The organism is Jannaschia halovivens (assembly GCF_046452375.1).
GTDB lineage: Bacteria > Pseudomonadota > Alphaproteobacteria > Rhodobacterales > Rhodobacteraceae > Jannaschia > Jannaschia halovivens.
Window position 1 is genome coordinate 1,555,000 of sequence record NZ_JBKFDJ010000001.1, and the last position, 12,087, is coordinate 1,567,086.

The following is a 12,087-nucleotide window of genomic DNA, read 5'->3' on the forward strand; positions in this document are numbered from 1 at the left end:
CTAGCCCCGGACCCGGTGCACCTTTTCGGGCACATAATTGTCCGCGTAGGAGCTGCGGAAGATCCATTCCTGTAGATATGCGGCCAGCCGTACCATGCGCATGTAGATCGAAAAGAGACTGTACCCCGGCACGTCCGGCAGGAGGGACAGCCCGTCGAGCTTCGGTGTGCGCGACGCGGCCAAGATGAAGACCAGTAGGTCGAGCACCATCAGACCCAGTTGCGCCGCGCCCATCACGATCCAGGCGGACGCGCCGTACATCGCGAAGAGCCACAGGACATAGACCGGCAGCGCCGCCGCCGCCACGACGTTGAAGAGAAGGAATTCCAGTTCGTGGACCAGTTCCGACACGCGGAAACCGGACGCGAAGGGGTTCAGCATGCGCGCGTGCTTGCGATATCGTAACCGCACCGCGTCGCGCTCCCATCGAAGCCGCTGGCCGACGAGGGCGGCGCGGGTCGCGGGCACGTCGGTATAGCACATCGCATCGGCGGCGAAGCGGATGCCCCATCCGGCCTGGCGCAGCGAGAGCGTGAGGTCCAGATCCTCGCCGCCTCCGGCGTCGAGCCCGCCTACCGCGTCGTAGGCATCGCGCCGGAAGGCCCCGAACGCGCCGGACACGCAGGTGATCTGGTCGAGCCGGTCGCCGGCCTGTTTGCCCAGCGAGATCGAGATCGCGTATTCGATCGCCTGAAAGCGGGCGATCAGACTGCGATCGGTATTGCGCGGCAGGATGTTGCCGCAGACGGCCGCGACGGCCGGGTCGGCGAAGGGGCGCAGCACGTTGCGGATGGCGTAGCGGTCGAACGAGCAGTCGCAATCGACATTGATGACGATTTGCCCGGTGCTTAGCCGGGCCGCCATGTTCGTGCCCGCCGACTTGCCGGACCGCAGGTCGGTCGCGTGGACCGCGTCGATCAACCCCGCGGCGCGGAGCTCGGCGATCCGCCGCCGCATCGCGTCCGACGACCCGTCGCTGACGACGACGATCTCGTCGGGGCGGCGGGATTGCTCGACAAGGCCGTGGACGCAGGCCGCGATCGCCTGCTCCTCGCTATGGCCCGCGATGATGACGCTGACCCGGCCCTCGAATTCGGCCGACGGGCGTGTGCGTCCCGGCGTCAGCGCCGTCAGCAGGAACGGGATGCCGTAGCGCGGCAGCTCGAAGATCGCGACGAACCAGAAGAGTGCAAGAAGGCTGTCGAAGCTCTGGGCCTCGAGATAAGCGATGGCGGAGGCAAGCTCGGTCAACTGGCTAGATCCTCGGGTCCGAAGAGTTCGAACTGGCAGCCGAGATCGCGGCGGACGACGCCGTCGGCCTGCACGCGCGCCCGCTCGACCAGGTCATCGACGGCGGATCGGTCGGCTCCGAAGAGCAGGAAGAAGTCGTTGGCCCGCCCCTTCGCGACGAAGGCGCCCTCGCCCAGCGCGCGCTGAAACGTCTCGAGCCAGAGACGTCGCGTGTCACGTGCGGCGCGCGCACTCTCGATATCCGGCAGCCGGTCATAGCGGATATACCCCAGCGCGAAGGGCGTCTTCGCCTCGTTGTAGTCGCGGGCCGCACGGTTGAGCGCAATCGTCAGCTCCAGCGGGAAATCCCCGAAGCGAAGGGCCGTCCGCCCCGGCCCCAGATAGGACGAACCCGCGCGCAGATATGCGCGGCCGGCCTCGGTCGTCTTGGCCGCCACGATATCGCGGACCGGCATGCGGTCGGCGTCGGTCCGGCTGGTGCATTCCGTGCAGATGAACGCGACCACCGCGTCCGAGGTGACCTCCCCGCAGGCGTGGCATCGGATCATCGTCCCGGGTCGATCGTAGTCGCGCCCGAAATGCGACAGCTCGCGGCGGCATTTCGGGCAGATGAGATCGTCGCCCTGCCGGAAGTCCCCCTCGGGGGCCTGAAAGGCGCAGCGGAAATGGTGCAGATAGCTGTCATCTTCGAGATGGGAGGAGGCGCAGGTCGGGCATTCCTCGCGGACGACGACATGTCCCGAGCGGCAGTTGGGGCAGGCATGGAGCCGCTCGTAGAAGGTCGTCGTGACCAGATCGTCGGAGCGAAGCCGCGTCAGGAGCGCGTCGATGTCGCGTGGATCGGCGATCGTATTCCAAGCGGCCAGCCCGTCATGCGCGTTCGACAGGCGCGGCGTCAGCGTGCCCCCGGCCAGATGCAGGCGGCAAAGCATGCGATCGGCCGCGTCGCGGCTGCGCAGGATGTCGGGATGGATCTCGCGGCGGCGGTCGTGAAAGACGTCGACCAGCGCGGTGATGCGCCCGGCATCGGGCCCCGCAATGGTCGAGACGTCGAGATCGGCGCTCTCCTCCAGTTGGCCGGTGGCATCGAGCACGGGCATCAGGTTCACGCCCGGGATGGACCACAGACGCGGCAGATCGACCGCCTCGCGCACGAGTATCGCGTCGTAACCGTCGAGGCCGGGGGGCCAGGCCGGACCCGCCGCATGGGGCCATTCCGCGAGGGCCAGGCCCAAGGTGTCGATCGCGGTGCGTGTCGGGGCGGGCACCGGCGCCGTCGCCGGGCCGGGGGCACCCCGCGGCTGCTCCACCAGCTCGCGGATCAGATCGATGTCGAGCGGCTTGGCCACCACACGGTCGAACATCTCGCAATTGGCGCGATCCGCGAGCAGGCCCCGGACATCGCCGGTGATGGCGACGAAGCTCGGCTGCGGGCGCGTGCCCGCGCTCTCCTTGAAGCGGCGCACGACGTCGAGGCCGGTGATGTCGGGCAGATGGAAGTCGCACAGGACGACGTCGAACTCGGTCGTGGCCAGCGCGTCGAGCGCGACCGCCCCGCTGCCCGCGATGGTGACGTGATGCCCGGCGGCCCCGAGCATCAGCTCGATCAGGTCCTGAATCGCCGAGCTGTCCTCCACCAGAAGGACGTCGACCGGGCGCACCGATCGGCCGTCCTTGAAGTCGTCTGTCGCCGAAAGATCCATCGTCCGGCACGCTAGGACGCCGAGGGTTACGACTTCGCTAACCGCCGGCGGATTGCGATGCGGGCGGTTATTCTCCCTGCATTTGCAGGCTGTTAATCACCTGTCGCTAGACCGTCGACATGGACGACCGAATCTCCGCCCTGCTCGATCGGCACCACGCTCGGACCAGCGCCGAGGTCGACGCGATTCTCGTCGAGGTCAAGCATCTCGCCCGGTCCGGCTGCGGCGCGAGCGCGGATCTGATCCGCCGCGTCCACACCCTGAAAGGCAGCAGCGGCACGATGGGCTATGGCGCGATCTGTGCCGCGACGGAGCGATTGGAAACCGCGCTGACGGCTGGCGGCCCCGCGCCAGATCGGGGCGAACGGGCCATGATCGTCGCCCGCGCGATCGATCTCTTGCGGGCCCGTGACGCGACCGGCGTCCGGGATTCCAGCCTTCTCGGAACGTTCGGCTAGACCATGATCCTGGTCACCGGCGGATGCGGGTATATCGGCTCTCACTTCGTGCTGGCCTGCCGCGATGCGGGGCGCCCGGTCATCGTGCTCGACGACCTGTCGTCGGGTCATAGGGACGCGATCGACCCTTCGGTCCCGTTCTACGAGGGCGATGTCGCCGATCCCGCGCTGCTGGCGCGGATCGCGGGCGCGCATCGCGTGACAGCCGTGGTCCATTTCGCGGCCCGGATCTCCGTCTCCGAATCGATGACGGATCCCGATCTCTACATTCTCGAGAACGAGGTGAAGACGGCACGCCTGGCGGCGCTCTGCCGGGGCCACGGGATCCGCGACGTCATCCTGTCCTCGACCGCCGCGGTCTATGGCGCCGATACACAGCGCGCTGCCGAAACCGATGCGACCGTCCCCCTGAGCCCGTATGGCGCAACCAAGCTCGCCGCCGAACGGGCGGTGCGGAACACGCAGGGCCTTCGGCATGTCATCCTGCGCTACTTCAATGTCGCGGGGGCGGATCCGACGGGCCGGGTCGGCCAACGGAACCCGGATGCGGCGCACCTGATCGCGCGGCTCTGCGCGGTCGCGATGGGACGGCGACCCGAACTCTCCGTGTTCGGCACGGATTTCGACACGCGCGATGGCAGCGCGATCCGCGACTTCATCCATGTCAGCGATATCGCGCGCGCGCATCTCAGCGCGCTCGACCATCTGCAGCGGGGCGGGGCCTCGGTCACCCTCAATTGCGGCAGCGAGCGCGGCGTATCCGTGCTCGAAGCCGTAGCGGCGATGGAGGCGGTCCTGGGCCGCCGCATTCCGACCGTCCATCGTCCCCGCCGGGCCGGCGACATCGCCGAGATCGTCGCCGATGCGCAGCGGATCCGAGAGGTGCTGGGTTTTGCGCCGCGTTACGGTCTGCGCGAGATCTGTGCCGACACGCTGGCCTATGCCCGAGTGCTCGCCCTGCTCAAAACGGATAACGAAACGCCGATGCTACGCGACGTCGTTTGTGACCGTGGTGCGATGACGCGGGATCGAAGACCGGCCTAAACGGCGCGTGGGATGTGAAGCATCTCGTACGCTACTTCTGTTTGTCTGATTGGATGCGCATTCACCCCAAGGGCGTTCGGATGCTGATCGGAGGTGCAGCTCGTATCGTCACCCCACCCTGCGCGGTGCCACCAGAGCCCAGAGCGACCCCTCATCTCCTTCGTTTATCCACAAACGTCGTCCTGCAAATGTTTAGTCGATCTCGGCTCGATCGCGCAGGGCGGTTCGACGCAAGCTGCCAAAGCGCACGGCTCGACCCTTGGCACTATGGGCCTTCAGATCGAAAGCTGCAGCTTGCTGCCTAGCCGGTAACCGCCGCTACTCCGGCATCAGCCCACCGGGCGGGCGAGCGCGGCGAGAGCCGGGGCTGCGGCGGGGTGGCCGGTGTCCTTTTCGGCCAGACCCGCCTTTGGGGGTGTCGTGGAGGCCTCGGAGCCGTCTTTCTGGACGGCATCCGCGAGCGGGAAGCGCAGGACGAAGGTCGTGCCGTCAGGGGAACTCTCGAAATCGATCTCGCCGCCCATGCCCACGGTCAGCGCGCGGGCGATGTTGAGACCCAGGCCTGTCCCGCTCATCCGCCGGGTGTCGGGGGCCTCGGCCTGTTCGAACCGCTCGAAAATCCGCGGCGCAAACTCCTTCGGGATGCCGGCCCCCTGGTCAGTCACAGAAATGCGGACGTCTGTTCCGTCGCCATCAATGCCGAGCGTGACGAGCCCACCGTCGGGCGAGAACTTGAGCGCGTTGGACACGAGATTGCTGAGGATCTGTTCGAAACGCTGCCGGTCGACCACGATATCCGCGCCCTCGCCCTCGTCGCGGAGGGCGAAGGTCAGCCCCCGTTGGGGCGCGTAATTCTGGAGCGAGGCCATCACCGTCTCGACCATGCTGCGTACGCTTTCGCGCCTGAGGAGGAAGCGCATCTGCCCTTCCTGGAGCTGTTCGATATCGAGGATGTCGTTAACCAACCGCGCAAGACGGGCGCCGTTCTGGCGCGCCATCTTCACCATCCGCGCGGCCTTGGGCGGCAGTTCACCGCCGGCCCCCGCCTCGACCATGCCGAGCGCGCCCTGGATGGCCGTCAGCGGTGTCCGCAACTCGTGGCTGACGACCGAGATGAAATTGTCCTTCATCTCGGCGGTGCGGCGCTCTTCGGTGACATCGGCGATCATACCCTCCCAGACGTGATCCGGGCCGCGTTCTTCACGGTAGTCCGCCGACACGCGCAGCCAGATCCGGAGGTCGTCGTCGATCTGGCACGGCAGTTCCATCGAAACGGCATGGCCGCGCACGCGCGCCTCTTCGAGGCGTTCCACCAGGGTCGCGCGATCGGCGTCGGCGATCGCCCCGGCCAGAAGGGTCGTCTGGCCCAGAAGCCCGGCATCGTGCTGGCGCAGGATCTGTCGCGTGGCGCCGGTGACGAAGGTGAACCGGGCATCGGCGCCGGGCGACCGCGTGATCTCGAAGAGGATGACCGATGCCGAGGCAGCCATCTTTCGCGTCTTGGCCTCGGCCTCGCTTCGGCCCCGGATGATCGCTCGCCGATCCGCGTTCTTGAGAACGAAATCGCCGATGAACCAGACCGAGAGCAGGTTGGTGGGCCAAGTCAGTGCGATGCTGAGCCAGTAGATCTCGGGCGGGGAAGAGGTGAAGAGAAGGATCACGCAGACCGGCACCACACCCGCGACCGCAGCCTGGATCAGCACGTAGACCCGATTGACGGGCTGGCGATGAACCCTGTGCCACCAGAACCAGACGGCCATCGCCGCCAGCGCGGTCGCCACGATGTAGATGACGCCGACGGACGCGCCCATGCCGCCCGTCACGTATCGCGTCAGCGCAAGGGAGATCGTCGTGATCGTCGCGGGCAGCGGGCCGCAGAATGCCGCGGCCAACACGATCACGGCGGCCCGCGGATCGACACGGACGCCGGCCATCGGCTCCACCGGGTTGTGCATGACGAGGACGCCGACGATCGAGAACGTCAAGCCGAGCAACAGCTTGCGCCCCAGGGGCGACATCGTCTGCAGGTCACGAACCACCACCAGCGAGACGCCGCAGAGCAGAAGCAGCGACGCACATTCCAGCATTCGCAGAACGTTTTCCAAACCCATCCCATCCATGCATCGGGTATCCCGATCGTGGATAGGGCCCATGCCTTTACGGGGTCTTAAGGCATGGCCGCTGCTTGGGTCCGACGGGCGCCCATCTCGCGCGTATTTCTTTCAAATGCCGCGACACCGCCTGGCCCGGCCCTCAGAACGCCACGTCGATGGCCACACCCGCGGCCACAGCGCGCTCGACCACCGCGCTTGCGACGGCAAGATCCTGAAGGCCGACGCCGGTGCCGTCGAAGAGGGTGATCTCCGCGTCGGATCTGCGCCCCGGATGGGTACCGTTGATGACCGCTCCGATCTCGTTCACGTCCGCTTCGGCGATCAGGCCCTGCCCCACGGCGTGCTGCGCTTCGCCGATGGTGATCGACTGCGCAACCTCGTCGGTGAAGACGGTCGCACGCCCGAGGATCGCGGCCTCGACCTCCTGCTTGCCCTTGGTGTCTGTGCCCATGCAGGCGATATGCGTGCCCGGCGTGACATGGGCGTCCATCAGCGACGGGGCCTGCGATGACGTGATGGAGATGATGACGTCCGACTGGGCGCCGAGCTCCTCCAGCGATGCGTCCTCGAAGGGCAGACCGAGCTCCGCTGCGCAGTCGGCGAGGCGGGAGAGCATCTCGGGGTGGTAGTTCCAACCGACGATCTTCTCGAAGGACCGCTGACGCACGGCCGCGCGCATCTGGAACACCGATTGATGCCCCGCGCCGATCATGCCGAGGACCTCGGCGTCCGGCCGCGCGAGATGCGCGATCGAGACGGCGGAGGCTGCCGCCGTCCGGAGGGCCGTCAACAGGTTACCGCCCACAACCGCGCGACACTGGCCGGTATCCGCGTCGAAGAGGAACACCGTCGATTGGTGGTTCGTCAGGCCCTTGGCCTCGTTGCCCGGCCAGTAGCCGCCCGATTTCAACCCGAGGTTCAGGCCTGCGCGGTCGAAGCCTGACTTGAACCCGTAGAGCGCGTCCGCGTGGCCAATCGCCTCGCGGATGACGGGGAAGTTGTAGGCGTCGCCGCGCGACATCGCGGCGAAGACCGCTTCGACGGCCGTGAAGGACTCGTCGGCGGTCATGAGGTCCGCGATGGCGGATTCGGGAACGATGAGCATGGGGGATCTCCGGACATGGAACGGGCGGCGTGAGGCTCCGCCGCCCGTCGGAACGTGGTTCAGTAGGCCTTGCCGCGAGCCGAGACGGGCCAGAGCGTCTCGACCTTTCCGCCGCGGACGCCCACATACCAGTCATGGACGTTGCAGGTCGGGTCGCAGTGGCCGGGCACGAGCTTGAGCTTGTCGTTCACCTTGAGGACACCGTCGGGATCCATGACGACGCCATGCTCGTCGGAGCATTTGACGTATTCGACATCGTTGCGTCCGAAGATGGTGGGCAGGCCGCTATCGACCGACTGGGCCTTGAGGCCGGCATCCACGATCGCCTTGTCGGCCTTGGCGTGGCTCATCACGGAGGTCAGGATGAAGAGCGCGTTCTCCCACTCGCCCTCATCGATCCGGTTTCCGTTTTCGTCGAGGATGCGGCCGTAATCGGCGTCCATGAAGGCGTAGGAGCCGCATTGCAGCTCGTTGAAGACGCCCGAGCCGCTCTCGAAGTAATACGAGCCGGTCCCGCCGCCGCCCACGATGTCGCAGTCCAGTCCCTCAGCCTTGAGCGCGTCTACCGCCTCGCGGACCATGTCGATGGCGATCTGGGTCTTGGCGCGCCGTTCGTCATAGCTGTCGAGATGCTGCATCGCGCCCTGGTAGGCTTGCAGCCCCGCGAAACGCAGACCCTCGGCCGCGTCGATGGCCTTGGCGATCTCGACGACCTGCGGCGTGGTAGTCACGCCACAGCGCCCGGCGCCGCAATCGATCTCGACGAGGCATTCGATCTGAGTGCCCGCCTCGACCGCGCCCGCCGAGAGGTCGGCGACGTTGCCCGGATCGTCGACGCAGCAGATCGTCCGCGCCCCCAGCTTCGGCAGGTTGGCGAGTCGCTTGATCTTGGCGGGCTGGGTCACCTGGTTCGAGACCAGGATGTCGGTGATGCCGCCCCGCGCGAAGACCTCGGCCTCGGACACCTTCTGGCAGCAGACGCCACAGGCTCCGCCGAGATCCTGCTGCATGTGCTGGACATCGACCGACTTGTGCATCTTGCCGTGGCTGCGATGGCGCATGCCCTTCGACTTGGCGAAATCGCCCATCTTCTTGATGTTCCGCTCCAGCGCGTCGAGGTCCAGCACCAGCGCAGGGGTCTGGACGTCGGCCTCGTCCATGCCGGGGATCGCGGGCACGTCGTAGCCGACCTCGAGCTCGTCGAAATTCAGGTCCTTCATGATGTCCTCCTCAGCCCTGCATCCAGGGCAATTTGTCCAGATCGACGTTTCCGCCGGTGATGACGACGCCGACGCGCTTGCCCGCGAAGACGTCCCGGTTCTTCAGAATGACCGCCAGCGGCACGGCGCAGCTGGGCTCGATCACGATCTTCATCCGCGCCCAGGTCAGACGCATCGCGTCGACGATCTCCTGCTCGGACGCGGTCAGGATGTCGGTGACGTGGTTCGACACGAAGTGCCACGTCCGCTCCTTCAGGGGCACCTTCAGGCCGTCGGCGACCGTGACGGGTGCGTCGTCGGCGATGATATGACCGGCCCTGAAGCTGCGCGCGGCGTCATCCGCCTTTTCGGGCTCGGCCGCGATGATCTCGACGCCGGGTGCGAGGTGGCTGAGCGTCAGGCAGGTGCCCGAGATCATGCCGCCCCCGCCAATCGGCGCGACCATCATGTCGACGGGATCGCCATGGTCCTCCATCTGCTCCATGAATTCGCGACTGCAGGTTCCCTGTCCGGCGATCACGCGCGGATCGTTGTAGGGATGCACGAAATCCGCGCCCGTCTCCGCCTGCACCTTGGCGAACACCTCTTCGCGCGAGGTGGTCGAGGGTTCGCATTCGGTGATGATCCCGCCATAGCCGCGCACGGCGTCCTTCTTGGCCTGCGGTGCGGTGCGCGGCATCACGACGTGGCACGGAATGCCCCGCCGCCCCGCCGCATAGCTCAGAGAAAGCGCGTGGTTGCCCGACGAATGGGTCGCCACGCCCCTGGCCGCCATCTCGTCGCTCAGGCCGAACACCGCGTTCGATGCGCCGCGAACCTTGAAGGCCCCGGCCTTCTGGAAGTTCTCGCATTTGAAGAACATCTTGCAGCCGGCCATGTCGTCGAGAAACGACGAGGTCAGCACCGGGGTCCGGTGGATGTGGGGCGCGATCCGCGCATGGGCTTCGACGACATCGTCGAAGGTCGGAATATCCAGTCCGTTGACGTCCTTCATTCCGCTGCCGCCTTCTGCTGGGCATTGCCATGCCGATAGTAGTCCTGCGCCGCCGCGACCCCCGACCCGAGCGTCACGTCGAGCCCGAGATCGACCATCACCATCTCGGCCACGCCGAGGCCGGACAGCATCATCGCGTCCGTCAGCGCCCCGAGATGGCCGATGCGGAAGACCTTTCCCGCGACCTCGCCCAGCCCAACGCCGAACGCCATGTCATAGTCCCGCGCGGCCACGGTCACGATATCCGTGGCATCGAAGCCCGCAGGCGTCCGAATGGCCGAGACGCTGTCGGAATAGACCTCGGGCGTCTCCGCACAGAGCTCCAGACCCCAGGCGTCGACGGCGCGGCGCACACCTTCGGCCATGCGGTGATGACGCGCGAAGACGTTCTCCAGCCCCTCGTCCAGCAAAAGGCCGCAGGACATCTTCAGCCCGTTCATCAGGCCCACCGGTGGCGTGTAGGGGAACGCGTTCGCGGCATAGCCCTTCGACATGTCGGCCGTGTCGAAATAGGTGCGCGGCAGCGTCGCGGTCGCACCCGCCCGGACGGCCTTCTCGCTGATCCCGAGGATGGCGAGCCCGGCGGGCAGCATGAACCCCTTCTGCGAGCCGGTGACGGCGACATCCACGCCCCACTCGTCGAAGCGGAAATCCATCGACCCGATCGAGCTGACGCCGTCCACCAGCAGGAGCGCCGGGTGACCCGCCGCATCCAGCGCGCGCCGCACCCCCGCGATATCCGACTTCACGCCGGTCGCCGTCTCGTTATGCGTGGCGAGGACGGCCTTGATGCTGTGGCCGGTATCGGCGCGCAGCGCCTCCTCGTAGGCGGCAACGTCGATCCCACGGCCCCAGGGCACCTCGACCACCTGCACGTCCAGCCCGTGCCGCTGGCACATGTCGATCCAGCGATGGCTGAAGACGCCGTTGCGCGCCGCGAGCACCGTGTCGCCGGGCGACAGCGTGTTCGACAGCGCCGCCTCCCAGCCGCCGGTGCCGGTGGATGGGAAGATGAAGATTTCGGCGCTCTCGGATTTCAGCACATGCCGGACGCCGTCCAGGCAGGGATGCAGGATGTCCGCGAAGGCCGGGGACCGGTGGTCCATCGTCGGCATGTGACAGGCCAGCCGGACCGCCTCGGGCATGTTCGTCGGACCGGGAATGAAGACGGGATTCTGGGGGTTCATGATGATCTCCGATGAGCGACGTCCGGCCTCTCTACGCCAAGCCCCGCGCGACTCAAAGTTTTTTAAAAAACATTTTCATTTTCACGATGAGAGATATACCGATTGTTTATCAGTGCGTTGCATTTTTCAGATCGCGCCATGCGCAAGGAATGAGCAGAATCATGACCTCTCCCGACAGCGAAGATCGCAGCCCCCGGCCACGAGGACGGCCCCGGGCCTTCAACGATCGCACCGACCAGAACACGATCAAGGCCGTCGATCGTGCGATGCGTCTGCTGCGCACGCTGTCCAAGATGCAGGACGCCACGCTCTCGAATATCGCGCAGGCGACGGGCGACCCCACGGCCAGCGCCTACCGCGTGCTGGTGACCTTGCAGGCCCACGAGATCGTCGAGCTCGATGCGTCGGACCAGACCTGGCATGTCGGGCCGGGCGCGTTCCAGATCGGCTCGACCTTCCTGCGGCGCACCTCGCTCATCGAGCGCGCGCAGGCCCCGCTTCGCGAGTTGATGGAGGCCACGGGCGAGACGGCCAATCTCGGCATTCGCTCGAATGACAGCGTCCTCTTCGTCAGCCAGATCGAGACCCATGCTCCGATCCGGGCGTTCTTTCCGCCGGGCACCCGCGCGAATCTGCATGCGTCCGGCATCGGAAAGGTCCTGCTGGCCGCAATGCCGGAGGCGCGGCGCGATGCCATCCTGCCCGATCCTTTACCCCGCTATACCGCGCAGACCATCTCGGACGCAGAGGCGCTCGGGGCAGAGCTGGCGCGGATCGCCGGGCAGGGCCATGCCGTCGATGACGAAGAGCGGAACGAGGGGATGCGCTGCATCGCGGCCCCGGTGCGCAACCTGCATGGTGACGTGATCGCGGGGATCTCCGTCTCCGGGCCGACCAGCCGGGTTGCGACGGACCGGATCGCCGAGTTCGCCGCCCACGTCACCGCCGCCGCCGAGACTTTGTCACAACGGCTCGGCGCGCGAGGGCCGTCGCAGCCGGACGACTGACGCG

At 66.8% G+C, this 12,087-nt stretch carries 10 protein-coding genes; 3 read left to right on the plus strand and 7 right to left on the minus strand.

Translation table 11 applies throughout. The features are described 5' to 3' along the window. Positions 1 to 1,251, minus strand: a complete 1,251-nt coding sequence (locus ACK8OR_RS07875; protein ID WP_410188863.1) for a glycosyltransferase family 2 protein — start codon at positions 1,249 to 1,251, stop codon at positions 1 to 3. After that, complete coding sequence (locus ACK8OR_RS07880; RefSeq protein ID WP_410188864.1) at positions 1,248 to 2,912, minus strand: TackOD1 domain-containing metal-binding protein; 1,665 nt, start codon at positions 2,910 to 2,912, stop codon at positions 1,248 to 1,250. The genes ACK8OR_RS07875 and ACK8OR_RS07880 overlap by 4 nt, the downstream gene beginning before the upstream one ends. A 161-nt stretch (positions 2,913 to 3,073) precedes the next feature. Between ACK8OR_RS07880 and ACK8OR_RS07885 the strand changes: the two genes are divergently transcribed. Together ACK8OR_RS07885 and galE are read left to right on the plus strand one after the other, a co-directional pair. Next, on the plus strand, positions 3,074 to 3,412 hold the full coding sequence (locus tag ACK8OR_RS07885) for an Hpt domain-containing protein (RefSeq protein ID WP_410188865.1): 339 nt from the start codon (positions 3,074 to 3,076) through the stop codon (positions 3,410 to 3,412). Between the two features lie 3 nt (positions 3,413 to 3,415). After that, a complete protein-coding gene (gene galE, locus ACK8OR_RS07890) occupies positions 3,416 to 4,456 on the plus strand; it encodes a UDP-glucose 4-epimerase GalE (protein WP_410188866.1) in 1,041 nt (346 codons plus the stop codon). 329 nt (positions 4,457 to 4,785) lie between these two features. Here the strand turns inward: galE and ACK8OR_RS07895 are convergent, their stop codons facing one another. The 5 genes from ACK8OR_RS07895 to bhcA all read right to left on the minus strand — a co-directional run bounded on the left by ACK8OR_RS07895 (position 4,786) and on the right by bhcA (position 11,076). Further along, entirely contained in the window at positions 4,786 to 6,576 is a 1,791-nt protein-coding gene (locus ACK8OR_RS07895; RefSeq protein ID WP_410188867.1) for an ATP-binding protein, read from the minus strand. Positions 6,577 to 6,709: 133 nt separating this feature from the next. Next, positions 6,710 to 7,675 (minus strand): iminosuccinate reductase BhcD, encoded by a 966-nt coding sequence (bhcD, locus tag ACK8OR_RS07900; RefSeq protein ID WP_410188868.1) that lies wholly within the window; start codon positions 7,673 to 7,675, stop codon positions 6,710 to 6,712. A gap of 59 nt (positions 7,676 to 7,734) precedes the next feature. Beyond that, positions 7,735 to 8,895, minus strand: coding sequence for a 3-hydroxy-D-aspartate aldolase BhcC (bhcC, locus tag ACK8OR_RS07905; RefSeq protein ID WP_410188869.1), 1,161 nt, complete (start codon positions 8,893 to 8,895; stop codon positions 7,735 to 7,737). Positions 8,896 to 8,905: 10 nt separating this feature from the next. Further along, positions 8,906 to 9,889, minus strand: coding sequence for a beta-hydroxyaspartate dehydratase BhcB (gene bhcB, locus ACK8OR_RS07910; RefSeq protein ID WP_410188870.1), 984 nt, complete (start codon positions 9,887 to 9,889; stop codon positions 8,906 to 8,908). After that, on the minus strand, positions 9,886 to 11,076 hold the full coding sequence (gene bhcA / locus ACK8OR_RS07915) for an L-aspartate--glyoxylate aminotransferase BhcA (protein ID WP_410188871.1): 1,191 nt from the start codon (positions 11,074 to 11,076) through the stop codon (positions 9,886 to 9,888). Before bhcA ends, bhcB begins: the two co-directional genes overlap by 4 nt. Before the next feature lie 161 nt (positions 11,077 to 11,237). Here bhcA and bhcR point away from each other — a divergent pair, with 161 nt between their 5' ends. Continuing rightward, complete coding sequence (gene bhcR, locus ACK8OR_RS07920; RefSeq protein ID WP_410188872.1) at positions 11,238 to 12,083, plus strand: HTH-type transcriptional regulator BhcR; 846 nt, start codon at positions 11,238 to 11,240, stop codon at positions 12,081 to 12,083. Positions 12,084 to 12,087 lie beyond the last annotated feature (4 nt).

Bases quoted from the DNA above. Each gene is read 5' to 3' on its own strand.
- ACK8OR_RS07895 (WP_410188867.1), bottom strand. From the start codon at position 6,576: ATGGATGGGATGGGTTTGGAAAACGTTCTGCGAATGCTGGAATGTGCG.
- galE (WP_410188866.1), top strand. From the start codon at position 3,416: ATGATCCTGGTCACCGGCGGATGCGGGTATATCGGCTCTCACTTCGTG.
- bhcR (WP_410188872.1), top strand. From the start codon at position 11,238: ATGACCTCTCCCGACAGCGAAGATCGCAGCCCCCGGCCACGAGGACGG.
- ACK8OR_RS07885 (WP_410188865.1), top strand. From the start codon at position 3,074: ATGGACGACCGAATCTCCGCCCTGCTCGATCGGCACCACGCTCGGACC.
- bhcA (WP_410188871.1), bottom strand. From the start codon at position 11,076: ATGAACCCCCAGAATCCCGTCTTCATTCCCGGTCCGACGAACATGCCC.
- bhcB (WP_410188870.1), bottom strand. From the start codon at position 9,889: ATGAAGGACGTCAACGGACTGGATATTCCGACCTTCGACGATGTCGTC.
- bhcC (WP_410188869.1), bottom strand. From the start codon at position 8,895: ATGAAGGACCTGAATTTCGACGAGCTCGAGGTCGGCTACGACGTGCCC.
- bhcD (WP_410188868.1), bottom strand. From the start codon at position 7,675: ATGCTCATCGTTCCCGAATCCGCCATCGCGGACCTCATGACCGCCGAC.